Below are 18,545 nucleotides of genomic sequence, written 5' to 3'. Positions count from 1 at the left end.
TCCGCCCGGCGATTTGCACCCGGGGCGTTTGCCCCTGCCTTCGCGCGGCCATAGAATGCCCGGATGCATAATGACGACCTCTCCCTCCTGCTGAACTCCCTCAACGACGCTCAACGCCAGGCCGTGGCGGCCTCGGTGGGGCGCCAACTGGTTCTGGCCGGCGCCGGCTCGGGCAAGACCCGCGTGCTGGTGCACCGCATCGCCTGGCTGATCCAGGTCGAGCAGGCCTCGCCGCACTCGATCCTGTCGGTGACCTTCACCAACAAGGCCGCGGCGGAAATGCGCCAGCGGATCGAGCAACTGCTGGGCATCAACCCGGCCGGCATGTGGGTCGGCACCTTCCACGGCCTGGCCCACCGCCTATTGCGGGCGCACTGGCAGGAGGCGGGGCTGGCGCAGAACTTCCAGATCCTCGACAGCGACGACCAGCAGCGCCTGATCAAGCGGGTGATCCGCGAGATGGGCCTGGACGAGCAGAAATGGCCGGCGCGCCAGGTCCAGTGGTTCATCAACGGGCAGAAGGACGAAGGCCTGCGCCCACGCCATATCCAGGCCAGCGGCGACCTGTTCCTGGCCACCATGCGCGACATTTATGTCGCCTACGAGCAGGCCTGCGACCGCGCCGGGGTCATCGACTTCTCCGAGCTGCTGCTGCGCGCCCTCGATCTGTGGCGAGACCACCCGGACCTGCTCAGGCACTACCAGCGCCGCTTCCGCCACCTGCTGGTGGACGAGTTCCAGGACACCAACGCCGTGCAGTACGCCTGGTTGCGCCTGCTGGCCTCCGGTGGCGACAGCCTGATGGCGGTGGGCGACGACGACCAGTCGATCTACGGCTGGCGTGGCGCCAAGATCGAGAACATCCACCAGTACACCGCCGACTTCCCGGACGCCGAGCTGATCCGCCTGGAGCAGAACTACCGCTCCACCGGCGGCATCCTCAAGGCCGCCAACGCCCTGATCGCCAACAACAGCGGGCGCCTGGGCAAGGAACTGTGGACCGACATGGGCGAAGGCGAGCCGCTGACGCTCTACGCCGCTTACAACGAGCATGACGAAGCGCGCTACGTGGTCGAGACCATCGAAAGCCTGATCAAGCAGGGCAACGCGCGTAACGAAGTGGCCATCCTGTACCGCTCCAACGCCCAGTCGCGGGTGCTGGAAGAGGCCCTTCTGCGCGAACGCATCCCGTACCGCATCTATGGCGGCCAGCGCTTCTTCGAGCGCGCCGAGATCAAGAACGCCATGGCCTACCTGCGCCTGCTCGAAGGTCGCGGCAACGACGCGGCGCTAGAGCGGGTGATCAACGTGCCGCCACGGGGCATCGGCGAAAAGACCGTTGAGGCCATCCGCGACCACGCCCGCCACAGCCAGCTGTCGATGTGGGAAGCCATGTGCCAGCTGCTCGCCGCCAAGGCCCTCAAGGGCCGCGCCGCCAGCGCCCTGGGCGCGTTCATCGAGCTGCTCGAGAACCTCGCCGCCAAGGTGCTGGACATGCCGCTGCACCTGATGACCCAGACGGTCATCGAGCAGTCCGGGCTGATCGTCTATCACCAGGAAGAAAAAGGCGAGAAAGGCCAGGCCCGGGTGGAAAACCTTGAGGAACTGGTCAGCGCGGCGCGCAACTTCGAGACCAGTGACGAAGACGCCGACCTCTCGCCGCTGTCGGCGTTCCTCGGCCACGCTTCGCTGGAGGCTGGCGACACCCAGGCCGACGAGCACGAGGACAGCATCCAGCTGATGACCCTGCACAGTGCCAAGGGCCTGGAGTTCCCGTACGTGTTCCTGGTAGGCATGGAGGAAGGCCTGTTCCCGCACAAGATGAGCCTGGAAGAGCCCGGTCGTCTTGAAGAGGAGCGCCGCCTGGCCTACGTGGGGATTACCCGGGCCATGCGCCAGCTGGTCATGACCTACGCCGAGACCCGTCGACTATATGGCAGCGAGACCTACAACAAGGTGTCGCGCTTCGTCCGGGAGATCCCCGCCGGACTGGTGCAGGAGGTGCGCCTGTCGAACACCGTCAGCCGTCCGTTCGGTGGCGCGAAGACGCCGGCCAGCAGCCTGTTCGCCAACGCCAGCATCCCGCAGACCGCCTTCAGCCTCGGCCAGCGGGTGCAGCATGCGGTGTTCGGCGAGGGCGTAATCCTCAACTTCGAGGGCTCCGGGGCCCAGGCACGGGTGCAGGTGAACTTCTCCGAGGGCAGCAAATGGCTGATGCTGGGCTACGCCAAGCTGGAAGCTATCTGACTGCCGCTCCCACAGGCCTCGCGGATCCTGTGGGAGCGGGTTTACCCGCGAACACGGGCGAAGCCCGTGCCAGGCACCGCGCCGCCTTCTTCGCGGGTAAACCCGCTCCCACACGACCCTGACCATCCTTACGATCAGGCAAAAGCTCGAAACATCTTGTCGCTGGCTATGTCTGCCAGTTCATGTGCACCATGACGCGCGTGCAATCCACACAAACGGGAATCCCCATCTTATGCAACGTTTTCTTAGCATCGCTCTGGCGCTCTGCGTCGGCCTGACGCTGAGCCTCGACGCCAACGCCAAGCGCTTCGGTGGTGGCAAGAGCTCGGGCTCCGCACCTATCCACCAGACCCGCCAGGCCACCCCGACCACGCCTGCCGCCGCCCCGACCGCTCCTGGCCGCGCACCCGCTGCCGCCAGCGGTGCCTCGCGCTGGCTGGGCCCACTCGCCGGCCTCGCCGCCGGTGGCCTGCTGGCCTCCATGTTCATGGGCGACGGCTTCGACGGCATGCAGATCCTCGATTTCCTGATCATGGGCCTGATCGCCTTCCTGGTCTTCCGCTTCATCGCCGCGCGCCGTCGCCAGCAGCAGCCGCAACACGCTGCCGCCGGCCACGCCCCGTACCAGCGCGAAGCACAGCCGCAGGCCGCACCGCAGTCGATCTTCGGCGGCTCCGCCGCACCGGTCGCCTCGCCTGTGATCAACGCCCCGGCCTGGTTCAACGAAGCCAGCTTCCTGTCCGCCGCCCGTTCGCACTTCCAGTCGCTGCAGCAGCACTGGGACGCCAACGAGATGGACAAAATCGCCGAGTTCGTCACCCCGCAGATGCTCGAGTTCCTCAAGCGCGAGCGCGCCGAGCAGGGTGAAGGCTTCCAGTCCACCTACATCGACGACCTCGATGTGCAACTGGACGGCGTCGACGAGCGCGCCGACCAGACCGACGCCACCCTGACCTTCCGTGGCGTGTCGAAGACCTCGCGCTTCGACCAGGGCGAAGCCTTCAGCGAAAGCTGGCACATGGTTCGCGCCCATGGCGAAAACCAGCCTTGGCTGCTGGCCGGTATCCGCCAAAACGGTTAACCGTCGCACGTTGCAGAAAAAACCCCGGGCCTGTCCCGGGGTTTTTGCTTTTGCCAGAGCGGCCTACTAGGGTATAACGCGCAGCGTTGTCATAAGGTCAGAGGATGTGAACCGTGGAAGAAGTGATCGAACAACTCCGTGAAGCCAACGAGCCGGTACCGGTGCCGCTGGAGCTGCCGGACGAGGATCAGCTGGTCGAGATCGAGGAAGAGCTGTTCATCAACATCCCGTTCGTGTTCAAGGAATACCTGCTGACCGTCAGCGACGTGGTGTACGGTAGCCTCGAGCCGGTGACCGTGACCGATCCGCAATCCCACACCTACCTGCCGGAAGTGGCGGCCAACGCCTGGGACGCCGGTGTGCCCCGCGATCTCATTCCCATCTGCCAGGACGGAGACGACTACTACTGCGTCGAAGAGGACGGCACCGTGGTGCTGTGGTCCGGCGAAGAAGAAATCGTCACCGAGGAAAGCTGGGAATCGGTCTGGCACTGGGCACGGGATGTCTGGCTGGAAAGCTGAATGAGAAATGCCCGCATAAAGTGATGGCTTATAGCTACCAATCACTCGTAGAATCGCCAGGCTCTCTGCGCCTGGCGACACTGCTACCGCTCCATCCCCTCGGACGACGGTGAAATCTTGCGCAGAAAGCGTTAACCGCCCGCTCAGTGCGAATGATCGCGGCTGTTCTCCAGCGTCTCCAGCAACGCCACCTGCATCCGCGTATGCACCCGGATCAACCAGCGCCACAGCAGCGCCACCACCACCGCCGCCACCACCACGATGACCAGCAGCAGTTCGCTGGTCGGCAGGATGCTTGCCGACAAGGCCGACAGCAGCAGGAAGATCACCAGCAGTGACAGCAGCGGAATCACCTCGGCGATCACCCGCCGTACCCGCTGGGTATGCCGCCCGGCCATCTCGGGCTTGACGCCCATCTCCGCCAGCAGCATCGACAACGCCTTGAGCTTGCGATACGCCGCGATCAGGAACGGCAGCGACAACAGCAATGCCGCGCCCCAGATCATCGCCTTCTGCTGGCCGGCGTCCGCCACCCACTCGCTCAACCAGCTGCCGATGCGCCCGGCGAAGTAGCCGCCACTGAAGAAGATCGCGATCACCAGCGCCAGGTTGACCCCGACTTGCAGCAGAATGCGTCGGATCATCGCCGCCAGCATGGCCCCCTCGCCCTGCGGCTGGATGCTGCGCAACCACTCGCCGTACAACGACAGCACCCGTGCCACGCGGCTCGGCACCACCTTGCCCAGCCTGATCGACAACGGATCGGCGGCACGGATCAGGTACGGTGTCAGCAAGGTGGTGATGGCCGACACCGCCACTGCGACCGGATAGAGAAAGTCACTGGTGACCTGCAGGGTCACCCCCAGGGCGGCGATGATGAAGGAGAACTCGCCGATCTGCGAAAGCCCCATCCCCACGCGCAACGAGGTGCGCCCGTCGTTGCCGGCGATGAACGCGCCCAAGCCGCAGGAGAGCATCTTGCCCAGTACCACCGCCAGGGTGATGACCACGATCGGCCAGGCGTACTCGACCAGGATCGACGGGTCGATCATCAAGCCGATGGCGACGAAGAAGATGGCGCTGAACAGGTCGCGAACCGGCTCGATCAGGCGCTCGATCTTCAGCAGCTGGCGCGACTCGGCCATGATCGCACCGATCAGGAAGGCGCCGAGCACCATGCTGTACTCGAGCTTGACCACCAGCAGGCAGAAGCCGAAACACAGGCCCAGCACGGTGATCAGCAGCATCTCGTTGCTTTCGAATTTCGCCACGTAGGCCAGCAGCCGCGGCACCAGCAGGATGCCGATGACCAGCGCGACGATCATGAACAGCGACAGCTTGCCCACGGTGGAGAACACTTCGCCAGAGCTCACCGAGCCACTGACGGCGATGCCCGACAGCAGTGCGATGATACCGATGCCGAGGATGTCCTCGACGATCAACACGCCGAAGATCAGCTGGGCGAAACGCTCGTTCTTCATCTTCAGGTCGTTGAGCGCCTTGACGATGATGGTGGTCGAGGAGATCGCCAGGATCGCCCCGAGGAACAGCGAATCCATGGTGTTCCAGCCGAACCAGCGACCGATCTCGAAACCGATCCAGATCATCAGCACGATTTCCAGGAAGGCCGCGATGAAGGCCGTGGCGCCGACCTTGAACAGCTTGCGCAGGCTGAACTCCAGGCCCAGGCAGAACATCAGGAAGATCACCCCCAGCTCGGCCAGGGTCTTGATGGTGTCTTCGTCGTGGATCAGGCCGAACGGCGGCGTATGCGGGCCGATGATGAAACCAGCGACGATATAACCCAGCACCACCGGCTGCTTGAGGCGATGAAAGAGGATGGTGACCACCCCGGCAACCAGCATGATCACCGCCAGGTCCTGGATGAAGCTGATGGCATGCATGGCGTGATACTCCTTGTTTTCAGTGCTCGGGGCGAACCGCTCCTCTGCCGGACGATCCTTCGGCGCGGAGCAGGCACATACTCTTGTGATAGACGCAAAAGCCCACGTTGCATGGGCGTCGTCAGGTTAACATCGCGCCTTGCCACAAATTGCCGATGCAATATGCAGAAACAGATCGGCCGATTCGACACCGCCGATGGCAAGATTGGCGTGACGATGGAGCGTCAGCCGACGTCCCGTACCAGGATGGGAAACCTCAACGAGGGGAAACAGAAGTGTCTGCAGATACCCGCCCCGAATCCGTGCAAATTCACCGTGAGCTCTCTATGGAACCTGGAAACGCCCAGCTGACCATGACCGTCCTGATGACACCGGACATGGCCAATTTCTCTGGCAACGTACACGGCGGCACCCTGCTCAAGTACCTCGACGAAGTCGCCTATGCCTGCGCCAGCCGCTATGCCGGCACTTATGTGGTGACCCTGTCGGTGGACCAGGTGATTTTCCGCGAACCGGTGCATGTCGGCGAGCTGGTGACCTTCCTCGCCTCGGTCAACTACACCGGCAACACCTCGATGGAGGTGGGCATCAAGGTGGTCACCGAGAACATCCGCGAGCGCTCGGTACGCCACTCCAACAGCTGCTTCTTCACCATGGTCGCGGTGGACGACGACCGTCGCCCGGTGAAGGTGCCGCCGCGCCAGCCGCAGAGCAGCGAGGAGAAGCGCCGCTTCCTACAAGGCCAGCAACGCCGCCAGATCCGCCAGGAGCTGGAACAGCGTTACCAGAACCTCAAGGCTGATTCGATCTAGTACATCAGGCGCTGCGCCTCGAAGCGCACCCGTGGATGGGCGATGCGATCCTGGGCCCGCACCAGCTGCAGTTCATAGCTGGTACAGGCCTGGGTTTCCAGCAGCACCTCATGTACCGCGGCGGCGGTGAATTCGAAAGCCTGCAACCAGTCGTCACCCAGCAGCACGCGGGCGAGGAACAGCCCGGAGGTCAGGTCGCCCACGCCCACCGGCTGGCGTGGGAAGGCCAGCAAGGGCCGGCGCAGGTGCCAGCTGGCATCACGGGTCACCAGCAGCATCTCGAAGGCGTCGTCCGCCCGCTGTGGATAATTCAGGTGCTTGACCAGCACCACCTGCGGCCCGCGCTCCAGCAACCCGCGCGCCATGCTCACGCAATCGTCCAGGGACTGCGCGCGACGGCCACAGAAGCTATCCAGCTCGAGCTGGTTCGGGCACAGGATATCGGCCTTGGCGACGGCCTCCTCGAGCAGGAACTCGCTGACCTCTGCCGGTACGATGCAGCCCTTCTCGGCATGCCCCATGACCGGGTCGCACAGGTACAAGGCCTTGGGATTGACCGCCTTGATCCGCTCGACGCCGGCCAGGATCGCCCGCCCCTGCTCGGCACTGCCCAGGTAGCCCGACAACACCGCATCGCAGTGGCCCAGCTCACCGATATTGGAAATGCCTTCCACCAACGCGGGAATTTGCGCTGGGGCAAGCACTTCCCCAGCCCACTGTCCATACTGAGTATGGTTGGAGAACTGTACGGTGTTGAGCGGCCAGACGTTGACCCCAACCCGCTGCATGGGAAACACCGCGGCGCTGTTTCCGGCGTGTCCAAAGACCACGTGGGACTGAATGGCGAGCAGGTGCGGCGTACGTTTCATGCGGGACGATTCCGAAACTGTGTGAATAAGTGTGCGGCCCGCAGTATGAACCCGATTGCCATCTGTACGACAGGCCAGAGACGCAGTTAAGCTGGATCGACCTGTCTGGAGCTTACGCAAATGCTGACCCTGGAAAACCTCTTCGTCCTGATGCTGGTGGCGACCGCAGGCGCCTGGCTGTGGCACAACCACGGGCTGCGCGAAAAGGCCCTGGCACGGGTCAAGCAGCATTGCGCCAAGCTCGACCTGGAACTGCTCGACGACGCCGTGGCGCTCAAACGCATCGCCTTCGTGCGTGACGCCAATGGCAGGAAGCGCCTGGCGCGCATCTACAACTTCGAGTTCACCGTCACCGGTGAACAACGCCACCCCGGCACCGTCACCCAGTTCGGCGCCCACACCATGCAGATTGAACTCGCGCCCTATCCGTTCGAGATCAAGACCCCGCCGCGTACCGACAACGTCATCGAGATGCAGCAGTGGCGCCAGGAACATAACCGCTGGCGCAATTGATCAACGGATCAACGGATCAGCTGGCAGCCGCCGATGGCCGCTTGCAGGGCCTGCAAGGGTTGCGGTCGATCGAAGATCAGCTCGATACGCGAGTCCTTGCGCCATTCGCTGGAACGCCACTCCAGCGTCCCGCCTTCCAGGCCGTTGAACGACTGCCAGCCTTCCGTGCTGTGGATAACACCCTTCGCCCGGCGCCACACCCATTGCTCGAGAACACCGCGCAGCACCGCATTGTCGAGGCATTGGTCGGGATGCCAGCGCCAGCCGACGCTCCAACCTCCCTCCCCCTGCTGAAACTGGCAGATCGGCTGTCGTGGATCGGTCCACAGGGTGGGCAACGGCACTGCACCGTTATCCACAGGCAGGCTGCCAAGGTCGAGAGTGCCTACTGCTACGGGGGTTGAAACAGGCAATACAGCAAGCGGCAGTACCCCGTGATCCGTCCAGCATGACGGTATTGCGGGTAGTGATGCAGTTATCAACAAGCGTTCGGCTTCATCCACAACGCTCGCCTTGTTGAACACCAGCATCCCCGCCTTCGCCAGTGCCTGGTGCTGAGCCTCAGGCAGGACGCCGCCCCGGGACAGGGCTGCGGCATCCAGCACCATCAGCAGTGGCTGGACCGACAGTACGCCAGTCCAGGGTGGGCGTCCCAGTTGCTCCAGCAACTCGAGCGGGTGACCAAGGCCGGACGGTTCGATGAACAGACGGTCCGGGCGCGCCTTGCGCAGCAAACGGCCAAGCCCCACCTGGAACGGCGCGCCATTGACGCAGCACAAGCAGCCTCCCGCCACTTCACCGATGGCGATGCCCACCTCGTCGCGGCTGAGCAAGGCGGCATCGAGGCCGACCTGGCCGAACTCGTTGACCAGCACGGCCCAGCGCTCGCCGGCTGGACGCTGCTCCAGCAGGTGGCGGATCAGGCTGGTCTTGCCGGCGCCGAGGGGGCCGGCGATCACATGGGTGGGAATGTCCTGCAGCATGGCTCGGTATCGGGGGGGATTGATGGCAGTCTATACCGCCGGGCCCCGCGATTCATGCCAACCAGTCCAGGCTCAGCAACAATCGGCGCTCCCCGGCAGGCGTCAGCGGTGATCGGTGCACCAATCCCGCGCCCTCGTTGCCCAGCCACTTCTCGCCCTTGAGCAGGGCCACCTCTCCCACCGTCAGGCGCCGAACGTTATCCACAGGCGGTAACGACTGCTGCAAGCGCGCGCGATCGATCGCTCCCTCCGCCAGCCATTCGCTGCCCGCGCCGGCATAGGTGCTGAGCAGGCGCACCGGCACATGGTCCACATGCATGCGCGGACACATCGCCCCGTCCAGTACCCGCACGCGTACACCGAGACGACGGGCTCCCAGCAGGCAGGTATAGGCGGCCACCAGCCAGGCCACATCCGCGACGAAACCGTCATAGCCGTGCAGATCAGCGGCCTCCCTGAGCAAACCGGGCAAGGCCGGCGGGTGGCGTTCATCCACCTCGATCACCCGCTCATCGGCCAGGGACTGGCCAAGACTGAGCACCAGGTTGGCGAAGTCCTCCACCTGGGCCGGCAGGCGGCGCTGCCAGACCGCCAGGTTGACGCCATCCTGAAGAATGTCGGTCATCACCTGGGGCGATTCACCGAACACCTGGCGGATATCCACAGTCATGCCACCGCGTCCTCATGCCAGGCACCGAAAGGATCGGGTAGCCGCAGCCAGGCCATCGGTCCAGTTTCCATCTCCTCGTCCGTGAGCAGGCAGGCCTCCAACTCTGTGGATAACCGCTGGAAGTCGATGTTCTGCCCGATGAACACCAGTTCCTGGCGGCAATCGCCGCTTTCCACCGACCACTGCTTGAGGATCGCCGCGGTGTTCTCTTCGTCCTGCGGCCATTGCTCGCGTGGCACGAAGCGCCACCAGCGCCCCGCCAGGCCGTGACGCATCATGCCACCGGCCTGGGACCAGCTCCCGGCCTCCTGATACTTGCTGGCCAGCCAGAAGAAGCCCTTGGAACGCAGCAACCGGCCGTTGCTCCAGGGCGTGTGGATAAAATCGAAGAAGCGCTGCGGGTGGAACGGCCGACGAGCCTGCCAGGTGCTGGCGGCGATGCCGTATTCCTCGGTTTCGGGTACATGCTCGCCCCGCAGTTCGCGCAGCCACCCCGGAGCCTGGGCTGCCTGGTCGAAATCGAACAGGCCGGTATCGAGGATGCGCGACAGCGCCACCTGGCCCATCACCATCGGCACGATCTGCGCCCGGGCATTGAGGCTGCGCAGGATGGCCACCAGCTCCTCGCGGTCAGACTGGCTGATCAGGTCGATCTTGCTCAGCAACAGCACGTCGGCGAATTCGACCTGCTCGATCAACAGGTCACTGATCGAGCGCTCGTCCTGCTCACCCAAGGTCTCGCCACGGCTGGCGAGACTCTCGGCGGCCTGGTAGTCACGCAGGAAGTTCAGCCCGTCGACCACGGTGACCATGGTGTCCAGGCGCGCCATGTCGGAGAGGCTGCGCCCCTGTTCGTCGCGAAAGGTGAAAGTCTCGGCAACCGGCAGCGGCTCGGATATTCCGGTCGACTCGATCAGCAGGTAATCGAAGCGGCCCTCACTCGCCAACCGCGCCACCTCTTCCAGCAGGTCCTCGCGCAAGGTGCAGCAGATGCAGCCGTTGCTCATCTCCACCAGTTTTTCTTCGGCCCGGTTCAGGCTGACGTTGCGCTGGACCTCGCTGGCATCGATGTTGATTTCGCTCATGTCGTTGACGATCACGGCGACGCGCAGGTTGTCGCGGTTGCGCAGCACATGGTTGAGCAGCGTGCTCTTGCCGGCGCCGAGGAAGCCGGACAGCACGGTGACAGGGAGACGGTTGGGCATGACTAACCTCATCGGGCAGGCGCATTCGAATCGATGCATTGCACAATGTTATATTATAACAATACAATTTCGCCAAGCCGTGTCGACCGAACGGTTGTCTGGAGAGCGTCATGAAATCATCCGGCCTCGCTGCCTTGCTGCTGCTCGCAACACCCACGCAGCTCTTCGCCATGCCTCACACCGACCTCGCTCTGTGCACCCGCAGCGCGACCTTGCTCGCCTGCCAGGATGGCCAAGGCAACTACTACAGCGTGCGTACCGAAGGCAGCACCTTCTACCTGCGTGGCTACGAAGTGGCAGGCAAACGCCTGTGGGCTCAGACCAACAGCCGCTACGGCACGCTGACCTTCTTCACCGGGCTGGCCAGTGACGGTGAAGCCTGGGTGGGTTACAGCCGCCGCATCGGCTGGACCACCCTCAACCGTGTCTCCAGCTCCAGTGGTCAACGCTTCAACCTGCACTGCAGCCTTGTCGGCGGTTGCCGTTGATTGCCATCACTTCAGGATCCTTTCATGTCTAGCCTCGCCCTTCCCGACATCGCCGCACAGAGCAGCCAGCAGGCACTTCCGCTGGACTGGGTCGGCATGTGCGGTATCGCCCTGCCACTGCTGGTCGACGGACGCAGCCTCGGCGCACACGCCGATGCCGGCGTGAGCCTGGATGACGGCGCAGCCCGGGGCATCCATATGTCACGGCTGTACCTGGCGCTGGAAGCGCTGGAACAGCGAGCGTTGAGCCCGCAGCTGATTCGCCGGACGCTCGAGCATTTTCTCGCCAGCCACGAAGGCCTTTCGAACACCGCCTACCTGCGCCTGGCATTCGATCACCTGTTAAAGCGCCCAGCGCTGGTCAGCCCGCTGGCAGGCTGGAAACGTTACCCGGTGAATATCGAAGCTCGGCTAAAAGATGAAATGTTCCACGTGGAACTATCGGTGCACATTCCCTATTCCTCGACCTGCCCGTGCTCGGCGGCGCTGGCCAGGCAGCTGATCCAGACGCAGTTCGACCGGGACTTCGCTGGCCAGTCGCTGGAGCGGGAACGTGTTCGCCAGTGGCTTGGCAGCAGCGACGGCATCGTTGCGACACCCCACAGCCAGAGGAGCTTGGCCAAGCTGCAAGTCCGCCTGGACGGCGACGAGTTCAGACTGACCGAGTTGATCGAGACTGCGGAGGCAGCTTTGGGCACGGCCGTACAGACGGCAGTAAAGCGCGCCGATGAGCAGGCCTTTGCCCTGGCCAACGGACAGAACCTGATGTTCTGCGAGGATGCCGCCCGCCGCCTGCATGCGGCCTTGCGAACGCTAACGGGCGTGAGCGGCTTCAGCGTGCGCGTGGAACATGCAGAGAGCCTGCATGCCCACGACGCAGTGGCGGTCAGTCGTTATCGCTGGTGACAGATCAGATACGCGGCTTGACGGTTCCACAGTCATTCCCAAGCCACACCGCCCGGGTGTCCATGCTGCCCTGCTGCTGGACCCCGGAGGCATTGAAGGTGCCGTTGACCTTGGTCAGGAACTCCCGGTCGCTGAGGAAGGTGGCCTGGCCGTTGCCCTGGGCCTTGGGGCAACTGAACTGGAATTTCCAGACATTGCCATTGCGCTCGGTGATCTTCTGCGTGCACCCCGACTGCGGATCCTGCAGCGGAATGTCATTGGTCTTGACCTGCTCCGCAGTCAGGCACGAACGCACCCCCTTGCCCCCCACCGTGATGCCCTGCTTGGCCAGGGCACCCTCCATCATCGCCCGTTGCTCGGGCGGCAGGTTCTTCAACTGACCGAGCATGAACTCCATGTCCGGCAACGGCTTGCCATCGACCTGCATGTTGCTGGTGGTCAGTTCCCACAGGCCGGGTTGCAGCATCTGCGCATGAACCAGCGGGCTGCCCAGCCCCAGTACCAGGGCGAGCAGTGGCAGACGAATCTTCATGGATGAAAGCTCCTCGAAATACCGGCTCCGGCCGGACTGAGCCGTTAGACGTCAAAATCGCCTGTGGGTTGCAGGCATACCCTCGAACGTGGTCTGTTAGCAGCAGTGCTCTCGGCAAGCAGGATGCGTATGGATTTCCACAGCCCCTACTTCTTCGGTTACTTGCTCGGCCTGATTCATCTGCTCGGCCTCATCGCCGCGCTGCATGCGGTGTTCACCGTGCGCACCGCCCAGGGTGCGATCGCCTGGGCCATGTCACTGCTGTTCATCCCCTACCTCACCCTCATCCCCTATCTGGTGTTCGGCGCCCGTTCCTTCTACGCCTATATCCAGGCGCGGCGCCAGGCCAACCAGGAAATGCACGTGGCCATGGCCAACCTGAACTGGCGGCCCTGGGTGGAGGAAGCGTTGACCGCCCGCGAGTCCGACAGCTACGCCGCCCTGCGCGCCATGCCCAAGCTGGGGCGCATGCCGTGCCTGGCCAACAACGAGGTGAAGCTGCTGATCGATGGCGCCGCCACCTTCGAGGCGATCTTCTCGGCCATCCGCACCGCGCGCGACACCGTGCTGGTGCAGTTCTTCATCATCCATGACGACGCCCTCGGCCGGGAGTTGCAGCAACTGCTGCTGCGCAAGGCCGCCGAAGGCGTGCGGGTGTTCGTGCTGTACGACCGCGTCGGCAGCCATGCCCTGCCAGCCAGCTACAGCCAGGTGCTGCGCGACGGCGGCGTGCAGATCGAGGCGTTCGCCACCCGGCGCGGCTGGTTCAACCGCTTCCAGGTCAACTTTCGCAACCACCGCAAGATCGTCGTGGTCGATGGCCTGCTCGGGTTTCTCGGCGGCCATAACGTAGGAGACGAATACCTCGGGGCACACCCCAAGCTGTCACCGTGGCGCGACACCCATGTACAGATCGGCGGCCCGGTGCTGGCCTGCCTGCAGGAGTCCTTCGCCGAAGACTGGTACTGGGCCACGCGCCAGCTGCCGCCGCTGATCCTGCCCGACGTCTACCCGGAGAACGGCGTGCTGTGCCAGGCCTTGGCCAGCGGCCCGGCCGATCCACAGGAAACCTGTGCGCTGTTCTTCCTCGAGGCGATTCACTCGGCCACCCGACGGGTCTGGATCACCAGTCCCTATTTCATCCCCGACGAAGCCATCTTCGCCGCCCTGCGCCTGGCAGTGCTGCGGGGTGTCGACGTACGCATCCTGATTCCCTCGCGCCCCGACCACCGCATCGTCTACGCCGCCTCCAGCCTGTTCGCCTTCGAGGCGGTGCGCGCCGGGGTGCGCATGTTCCGCTACCTGCCGGGCTTCCTGCACCAGAAGGTGGTGCTGGTGGACGATGAGGTCAGCGCCATCGGCAGCGCCAACCTCGACAACCGCTCGTTCCGACTGAACTTCGAGATCACCCTGCTCACTGTGGACCGCGCATTCGCCGACCAGGTCGAACGGATGTTGGAGAATGACTTCGAGCAAGCCCGGGAGATCACCGCGGAGGACAGCCGCGACACCCATCGCCTGCAACAGCTGGGGATGCGCATCGCGCGGCTGATTTCACCGATCCTGTAGCCCGGCGAGCCTTGTCGGCACGCCGGGCTACCCGATCAGCGATAGAGGTCCTCACGCGTCCATGGCAGGTCGTGGTGGCCGTCGGCGTAGGGCTTCACCGCAAGGATCTGGTGCAGGTTGATCCAGCCCTTGGTGAAGGCGTAGGCGCAACCGGCCAGGTACAGGCGCCAGATGCGCAGGGTCTTCTCCGGCACCAGCGCGGCAGCGCGGTGCAGCTGGTTCTCCAGGTTCTCGCTCCAGTGGTTGAGGGTCTTGGCGTAGTGCAGGCGCAGGCTCTCGATATCGACCACCTCCAGGCCCGCCTCGCAGATCCGCGCCGTGATCATCGAGATATGCGGCAACTCGCCGTGGGGGAACACATAGCGGTCGATGAAATCACCCGCGCCACGGCCGACCGGGCGACCATCGACGTGCTTCGCGGTGATGCCATGGTTCATCACCAGCCCACCTTCACGCACCGCGCCAAATAGCCGCTGGCAATACAGCTCGAGGTTGGCATGTCCGACGTGTTCGAACATGCCGACGCTGACCGCCTTGTCGAAGCGGCCATCCTGGGGCAGGTCGCGGTAGTCGAGAATCTGCAGGTCGACCTTGTCGGCCAGGCCCTCCTCCTTGACCCGTTGGCGGCCCAACTTCAGCTGCTCCTTGCTCAGCGTGATGCCGAACACCTTGGCGCCGTACTCACGGGCGGCGAATCGCGCCAGCCCGCCCCAGCCGCAACCGACATCCAGCAGATAATCGCCGGCCTGCAGGCGCAGCTTGCGGCACAGGTGATCGAACTTGTCCTGCTGGGCCTGGGCCAGGGTGTTGTCCGGCTCCTTGAAGTAGGCGCAGGAATAGACCATGTCCGGGTCGAGCCACAGTTGGTAGAAATCGTTGGACAGGTCGTAGTGGTAGGAAATGGCTTCGGCGTCGGTGCGCTTGTCATGGGACGTGCGCTCCGGCAAGAACTCGTCTTCATCCTTGAGCAAGGCTTCGCTGAGCTCGTCGCAGACCCGAATCACTTCGCCGATATCACCTTCCAGCTCCAGCTTGCCCTCGACGAAGGCGGAGCCAAGCTCTTCCAGGTTCGGGTGGGTGAGCTGGGCGATCAGCTGGGGTTCCTTGACCAGGATGGTGACCTGCGGGCTCGGCCCCAGATCGAACTGGTTGCCGTCCCACAGCTTGACGCGCAAAGGTAAGTGCAGGCTCTGCAATGCGGGTGGAAGTTGCGCAAGCATTCATGACCCTCCCTTTCATTGATACGGGACGTCAGGCCTCAAGGTGTCGGACGTCACCGGATCAGGGTAGTTCATTCGTGCGAAGTTTCCGTTAATCGCGACCATAGTCTAGAACTATCTGGTCCGGGCCGCACAACAGATTGTATACAATTTACATCTCTCAGACTAACCTTGTGCCCCTCTTCGCTTCCTCACACTCTCGGAGTAACGAAACCCATGAAATCCTATGACGTGGTGATCATCGGCGGCGGCCCCGGCGGCTACAACGCAGCGATCCGTGCCGGCCAGCTGGGCCTGAGCGTGGCCTGTGTCGAGGGTCGCTCGACCCTGGGCGGCACCTGCCTGAACGTCGGCTGCATGCCGTCCAAGGCGCTGCTGCATGCATCCGAGCTGTACGAGGCGGCCAGCGGCGAAGAGTTCGCCCACCTGGGGATCGAGGTCAAGCCGACCCTCAACCTGGGCCAGATGATGAAGCAGAAAGACGAAAGCGTGACTGGCCTGACCAAGGGCATCGAGTACCTCTTTCGCAAGAACAAGGTCGACTGGGTCAAGGGCTGGGGCCGCCTGGACGGCGCCGGCAAGGTGGTGGTCAAGGCCGAGGACGGCAGCGAAACCACCCTGCAGGCCAAGGACATCGTCATCGCCACCGGTTCCGAACCCACGCCGCTGCCCGGCGTGACCATCGACAACCAACGCATCATCGATTCCACCGGCGCCCTGTCGCTGCCCCAGGTGCCCAAGCACCTGATCGTGATCGGCGCCGGCGTGATCGGCCTGGAGCTGGGTTCGGTGTGGCGCCGCCTGGGTGCCGAAGTGACGGTGATCGAATACCTGGACCGCATCTGCCCGGGCACCGATGAGGAAACCGCCAAGACCCTGCAGAAGGCCCTGGCCAAGCAAGGCATGACCTTCAAGCTCGGCAGCAAGGTGACCCAGGCCACATCCAGCGCCGACGGCGTCAGCCTGACCCTGGAGCCCGCCGCCGGTGGCAACGCCGAAACCCTGCAGGCCGACTACGTGCTGGTGGCCATCGGTCGCCGTCCCTATACCAAGGGCCTGAACCTGGAAAGCGTGGGGCTGGAAACCGACAAGCGCGGCATGCTCGCCAACGACCATCACCGCAGCGCGGTCCCAGGCATCTGGGTGATCGGCGACGTCACCTCCGGCCCGATGCTGGCGCACAAGGCCGAGGACGAAGCGGTGGCGTGCATCGAGCGCATCGCCGGCAAGCCCCACGAGGTCAACTACAACCTGATCCCCGGCGTCATCTATACCCGTCCGGAACTGGCCAGTGTCGGCAAGACCGAAGAGCAGCTCAAGGCCGAAGGCCGTGCCTACAAGGTCGGCAAATTCCCCTTCACCGCCAACAGCCGGGCCAAGATCAACCATGAGACCGAAGGCTTCGCCAAGGTCATCGCCGACGCCGTCACCGACGAGGTGCTGGGCGTGCACCTGGTGGGCCCGAGCGTGAGCGAGATGATCGGCGAGTTCTGCGTGGCCATGGAATTCTCGGCCTCGGCCGAGGACATCGCCCTCACCTGCCACCCACACCCGACCCGCTCCGAGGCCCTGCGCCAGGCGGCGATGAATGTGGATGGGAAAGCGATGCAGATCTGACGCAAAGCCTTGCGTTAAACCGTGTGGGAGCGGCTTTAGCCGCGAAGCAAGCGACTCGGTGGATGGCACCGGCTTCGCCGGTGTTCGCGGCTAAAGCCGCTCCCACAGGTACTACGCCAACCTGTCGGAGCGGCCTTGCCCCACGAGTGCTCGACCTAGCCGTGGGCCAGTTGTTTATCCACACCCTCACGGAAGCGCGACGCCAGGAATGGCGTGATATCCAGCGGTAACGTCTCATTGTGGACAACCTTGTCCAACAGCACACCGGTAATGGCCGACGTGAGGATCCCTGTACGGAAATGTCCACAGGCATTGAAATAGCCCTGCACATTATCCACAGGCCCGAGAATCGGCAGCTCGTCCGGTGACCCCGGGCGCAGGCCGGCCCAGGTGCGCTTGAGGTTCACCTGCGCCAGCTGCGGCACGCAACGAATCGCACCCTGCACCAGGCCGCTGATTTCCGGGAAAGTGTTGCTGACATCGAAGCCCTTCTCTTCCGTGGTACTGCCGATCAGGATCTCGCCATTGTCCTTCTGCGCCATGTAGCAATCGCTGGTGGTGATGCAACCATCGAGCAGCTTGGGCAGGCGTTCGGTCAGCACGATCTGGCCCTTCACCGGCTTGACCGGAATGCTCTCCCCGGTCGCCCATTCGCTCAGCTCGGCGGCCCAGGCGCCAGCGGCATTGATCAAGGTGGCGCAATGGAACTCGCCGGCCTCGGCGGTGCGCACGCCCTTGATCCGCGAGCCTTCATGCAGCACGCCGGTGATGTTCACGTTCGGGTACAAATCGACGCCGTTCTGCCGCGCCGCCTCCATGTAGGCATCGCCCAGGCGGAACGGGCTGACCTGATGGTCGCAGAGAAACTCCAGCGCGCCATTGGCCTTGAGCGTCACCGCCGGCTCCGAGGCCCGCAGCGCGTCGCGGTCGAGCCAGCGTACCTGGTCGGCCAGGTGCGGGATCTGTTTGACGATGTGCTCGGCGTACAGTTGGTCTTCTTCATCCTGGATGATGTACTTGAGCCCGGTGCGTTCGAACTTGAAGTCCATCCCGTGGCGCTCGATCAGCTCCTGGTGCAGCTGTGGATAAAGCGCGTTGGACTGCAGGGCGAAGTCAAAGAAGCACTCCGGCAGGATGTGCGGCGTGCTCGAGTCAACCACCACCGCCGCGCCGTTGGCCTCACGCTTGTTGCGCGAGGACATCATGCGAAAGAAGATCACCCCGCAGCCCAGTCCCACCGACTCGCCGATGGCCCACAGGCCGCCGGCCGAGGCACGGGTGGCGTTGCCCGGGCGCTTGCAGTCGATCAGGGCGATCTTCAGGTTGTGCCGCTTGGACAGCTGGTAGGCACAGGACGCGCCGATCACGCCGCCACCGGCAATGATGATGTCGTAATGCTTGTTCATGC

The 18,545-nt window shown here is 63.9% G+C and carries 17 protein-coding genes; 9 read left to right on the top strand and 8 right to left on the bottom strand.

The window, feature by feature from the left end; genetic code table 11:
- Nucleotides 1-63 precede the first annotated feature (63 nt).
- The 3 genes from uvrD to ACZ899_RS19655 all read left to right on the top strand — a co-directional run bounded on the left by uvrD (nt 64) and on the right by ACZ899_RS19655 (nt 3,849).
- On the top strand, nt 64-2,247 hold the full coding sequence (uvrD, locus tag ACZ899_RS19665) for a DNA helicase II (RefSeq protein ID WP_203649319.1): 2,184 nt from the start codon (nt 64-66) through the stop codon (nt 2,245-2,247).
- A gap of 232 nt (nt 2,248-2,479) precedes the next feature.
- Nucleotides 2,480-3,328, top strand: coding sequence for a Tim44 domain-containing protein (locus ACZ899_RS19660; protein WP_062360080.1), 849 nt, complete (start codon nt 2,480-2,482; stop codon nt 3,326-3,328).
- A 113-nt stretch (nt 3,329-3,441) separates the two neighbouring features.
- On the top strand, nt 3,442-3,849 hold the full coding sequence (locus ACZ899_RS19655) for an SMI1/KNR4 family protein (protein ID WP_028689999.1): 408 nt from the start codon (nt 3,442-3,444) through the stop codon (nt 3,847-3,849).
- A gap of 143 nt (nt 3,850-3,992) precedes the next feature.
- Here ACZ899_RS19655 and ACZ899_RS19650 read toward each other — a convergent pair whose 3' ends face one another.
- Nucleotides 3,993-5,753, bottom strand: a complete 1,761-nt coding sequence (locus ACZ899_RS19650; RefSeq protein WP_203649317.1) for a cation:proton antiporter — start codon at nt 5,751-5,753, stop codon at nt 3,993-3,995.
- A gap of 326 nt (nt 5,754-6,079) precedes the next feature.
- Here ACZ899_RS19650 and ACZ899_RS19645 point away from each other — a divergent pair, with 326 nt between their 5' ends.
- The gene (locus ACZ899_RS19645) at nt 6,080-6,565 is read left to right on the top strand and encodes an acyl-CoA thioesterase (RefSeq protein WP_050707577.1); all 486 of its coding nucleotides are present in this window, start codon (nt 6,080-6,082) and stop codon (nt 6,563-6,565) included.
- On the opposite strand, the gene pdxY is transcribed toward ACZ899_RS19645, so the two are convergent.
- On the bottom strand, nt 6,562-7,434 hold the full coding sequence (gene pdxY / locus ACZ899_RS19640; protein WP_203649315.1) for a pyridoxal kinase PdxY: 873 nt from the start codon (nt 7,432-7,434) through the stop codon (nt 6,562-6,564). The two genes, ACZ899_RS19645 and pdxY, sit on opposite strands and share 4 nt — an antisense overlap.
- 120 nt (nt 7,435-7,554) lie before the next feature.
- Here pdxY and ACZ899_RS19635 point away from each other — a divergent pair, with 120 nt between their 5' ends.
- Nucleotides 7,555-7,947: a DUF3301 domain-containing protein gene (locus ACZ899_RS19635; RefSeq protein ID WP_023629680.1), complete on the top strand. Its 393-nt coding sequence runs from the start codon at nt 7,555-7,557 to the stop codon at nt 7,945-7,947.
- An 8-nt stretch (nt 7,948-7,955) separates the two neighbouring features.
- On the opposite strand, the gene ACZ899_RS19630 is transcribed toward ACZ899_RS19635, so the two are convergent.
- The 3 genes from ACZ899_RS19630 to zigA are packed head-to-tail and all read right to left on the bottom strand — an operon-like array spanning nt 7,956 to nt 10,805.
- Nucleotides 7,956-8,930: a CobW family GTP-binding protein gene (locus ACZ899_RS19630; RefSeq protein WP_234560810.1), complete on the bottom strand. Its 975-nt coding sequence runs from the start codon at nt 8,928-8,930 to the stop codon at nt 7,956-7,958.
- A gap of 52 nt (nt 8,931-8,982) precedes the next feature.
- Nucleotides 8,983-9,600 (bottom strand): DUF1826 domain-containing protein, encoded by a 618-nt coding sequence (locus tag ACZ899_RS19625; RefSeq protein ID WP_234560809.1) that lies wholly within the window; start codon nt 9,598-9,600, stop codon nt 8,983-8,985.
- Nucleotides 9,597-10,805: a zinc metallochaperone GTPase ZigA gene (zigA, locus tag ACZ899_RS19620; protein WP_203649302.1), complete on the bottom strand. Its 1,209-nt coding sequence runs from the start codon at nt 10,803-10,805 to the stop codon at nt 9,597-9,599. Before zigA ends, ACZ899_RS19625 begins: the two co-directional genes overlap by 4 nt.
- A 110-nt stretch (nt 10,806-10,915) precedes the next feature.
- Between zigA and ACZ899_RS19615 the strand changes: the two genes are divergently transcribed.
- Together ACZ899_RS19615 and folE2 are read left to right on the top strand one after the other, a co-directional pair.
- Entirely contained in the window at nt 10,916-11,293 is a 378-nt protein-coding gene (locus ACZ899_RS19615) for a glutamine synthetase (protein WP_203649300.1), read from the top strand.
- A gap of 24 nt (nt 11,294-11,317) precedes the next feature.
- A complete protein-coding gene (gene folE2 / locus ACZ899_RS19610; protein WP_234560808.1) occupies nt 11,318-12,199 on the top strand; it encodes a GTP cyclohydrolase FolE2 in 882 nt (293 codons plus the stop codon).
- 4 nt (nt 12,200-12,203) lie between these two features.
- Here folE2 and ACZ899_RS19605 read toward each other — a convergent pair whose 3' ends face one another.
- Entirely contained in the window at nt 12,204-12,731 is a 528-nt protein-coding gene (locus ACZ899_RS19605; RefSeq protein ID WP_234560807.1) for a DUF3617 domain-containing protein, read from the bottom strand.
- A gap of 129 nt (nt 12,732-12,860) precedes the next feature.
- Here ACZ899_RS19605 and cls point away from each other — a divergent pair, with 129 nt between their 5' ends.
- A complete protein-coding gene (gene cls / locus ACZ899_RS19600) occupies nt 12,861-14,300 on the top strand; it encodes a cardiolipin synthase (protein WP_234560806.1) in 1,440 nt (479 codons plus the stop codon).
- A gap of 35 nt (nt 14,301-14,335) precedes the next feature.
- Here the strand turns inward: cls and cfaB are convergent, their stop codons facing one another.
- Nucleotides 14,336-15,520, bottom strand: a complete 1,185-nt coding sequence (gene cfaB / locus ACZ899_RS19595; RefSeq protein ID WP_186712255.1) for a C17 cyclopropane fatty acid synthase CfaB — start codon at nt 15,518-15,520, stop codon at nt 14,336-14,338.
- Between the two features lie 216 nt (nt 15,521-15,736).
- Between cfaB and lpdA the strand changes: the two genes are divergently transcribed.
- A complete protein-coding gene (lpdA, locus tag ACZ899_RS19590) occupies nt 15,737-17,137 on the top strand; it encodes a dihydrolipoyl dehydrogenase (RefSeq protein ID WP_234560805.1) in 1,401 nt (466 codons plus the stop codon).
- Between the two features lie 155 nt (nt 17,138-17,292).
- Here lpdA and hcnC read toward each other — a convergent pair whose 3' ends face one another.
- A complete protein-coding gene (hcnC, locus tag ACZ899_RS19585; RefSeq protein WP_234560804.1) occupies nt 17,293-18,543 on the bottom strand; it encodes a cyanide-forming glycine dehydrogenase subunit HcnC in 1,251 nt (416 codons plus the stop codon).
- Nucleotides 18,544-18,545 lie beyond the last annotated feature (2 nt).

Source organism: Pseudomonas sp. TE31087, from assembly GCF_057284075.1.
The sequence above is the reverse complement of the archived record's forward strand: the minus strand, read 5'-3'. Positions and strand labels throughout refer to the sequence as shown.

Coding starts and splice junctions, on each gene's coding strand:
- ACZ899_RS19625 (WP_234560809.1), bottom strand. CDS start 9,600: ATGACTGTGGATATCCGCCAGGTGTTCGGTGAATCGCCCCAGGTGATG.
- cfaB (WP_186712255.1), bottom strand. CDS start 15,520: ATGCTTGCGCAACTTCCACCCGCATTGCAGAGCCTGCACTTACCTTTG.
- hcnC (WP_234560804.1), bottom strand. CDS start 18,543: ATGAACAAGCATTACGACATCATCATTGCCGGTGGCGGCGTGATCGGC.
- ACZ899_RS19660 (WP_062360080.1), top strand. CDS start 2,480: ATGCAACGTTTTCTTAGCATCGCTCTGGCGCTCTGCGTCGGCCTGACG.
- folE2 (WP_234560808.1), top strand. CDS start 11,318: ATGTCTAGCCTCGCCCTTCCCGACATCGCCGCACAGAGCAGCCAGCAG.
- lpdA (WP_234560805.1), top strand. CDS start 15,737: ATGAAATCCTATGACGTGGTGATCATCGGCGGCGGCCCCGGCGGCTAC.
- cls (WP_234560806.1), top strand. CDS start 12,861: ATGGATTTCCACAGCCCCTACTTCTTCGGTTACTTGCTCGGCCTGATT.
- uvrD (WP_203649319.1), top strand. CDS start 64: ATGCATAATGACGACCTCTCCCTCCTGCTGAACTCCCTCAACGACGCT.
- ACZ899_RS19635 (WP_023629680.1), top strand. CDS start 7,555: ATGCTGACCCTGGAAAACCTCTTCGTCCTGATGCTGGTGGCGACCGCA.
- ACZ899_RS19650 (WP_203649317.1), bottom strand. CDS start 5,753: ATGCATGCCATCAGCTTCATCCAGGACCTGGCGGTGATCATGCTGGTT.
- pdxY (WP_203649315.1), bottom strand. CDS start 7,434: ATGAAACGTACGCCGCACCTGCTCGCCATTCAGTCCCACGTGGTCTTT.
- zigA (WP_203649302.1), bottom strand. CDS start 10,805: ATGCCCAACCGTCTCCCTGTCACCGTGCTGTCCGGCTTCCTCGGCGCC.
- ACZ899_RS19605 (WP_234560807.1), bottom strand. CDS start 12,731: ATGAAGATTCGTCTGCCACTGCTCGCCCTGGTACTGGGGCTGGGCAGC.
- ACZ899_RS19630 (WP_234560810.1), bottom strand. CDS start 8,930: ATGCTGCAGGACATTCCCACCCATGTGATCGCCGGCCCCCTCGGCGCC.
- ACZ899_RS19615 (WP_203649300.1), top strand. CDS start 10,916: ATGAAATCATCCGGCCTCGCTGCCTTGCTGCTGCTCGCAACACCCACG.
- ACZ899_RS19645 (WP_050707577.1), top strand. CDS start 6,080: ATGGAACCTGGAAACGCCCAGCTGACCATGACCGTCCTGATGACACCG.